Here is an 805-nt window from a genome sequence, read left to right as displayed (position 1 = left end):
ATAAAATACTCTTGATTTGATTTGATAAAGGGCTGCTAAGCTTGCTACCAATTCGCGATAATCCCGATGGCCACGGTCTAAGGGATGATGCTTAAATACGAGCATCTGCTTTGTATCAGCATGGTCTGCAAAGCTTGCAATAACTTCGTCTATGAACTGCACGACATCACGATAACCACTATGATGGGTAATCTGCGAATCATTATGTACTTGCAAGCTGACCAAAAAATAATTGTTATCTGCGTGAGTGACGAGATGGTTTTGTAGCTTCTTATCTGGTAAATACCCACGCAATTTACGCCAAGGCGCTTTTAACCAAGCGATTGCTTCTTGCCATGCGGTCATTCCGCGATAATGTGAATAGTGCGGATAACGCGACTTGTATAGGCGGGTAACGATATAATAAACGATAGCAGCAACACTTAATCGATAAAATCGATTGTGCGTGTATAACGGTTTATCATTGGCTTTTTTGAGTGCTTTAATATCGGCAATGTTTAAGCGTGAGTAGCCATTGATACCATGCTCTTGTAGGGTAATATAATCAGGTCGTAAATAGCCTTCTTCAAACACAAAAAAGGATATGCCTAACTTTTCACTCAAGCAGGCAGCTTGCGTATGATGCGGGCGACAATCACCAAAGCAGACAATCGCATCAATGCTGTGCTCTTCAATAAAAGCTTGTAACCAAGAGGAAAACTGCCCTAAAGTCCCTACATAATCATGAGCATTAGGATGACGATAAAAAAACGCATCACCAGCATTGAAGTTAATTTTACTTACTTGAATATCTTGAGTTTGCAAA

Annotated in this window: 1 protein-coding gene; it reads right to left on the bottom strand. The window is 40.4% G+C overall.

Annotation, left to right across the window (positions count from 1 at the left end; translation table 11 throughout):
• The coding region (locus tag ACS8FD_RS19115; protein WP_439277021.1) for a capsular polysaccharide export protein, LipB/KpsS family at positions 1-805 on the bottom strand (805 nt) is incomplete at both ends.

This window comes from Psychrobacter sp. 1U2 (genome assembly GCF_051847575.1).
The sequence above is the reverse complement of the archived record's forward strand: the minus strand, read 5'-3'. Positions and strand labels throughout refer to the sequence as shown.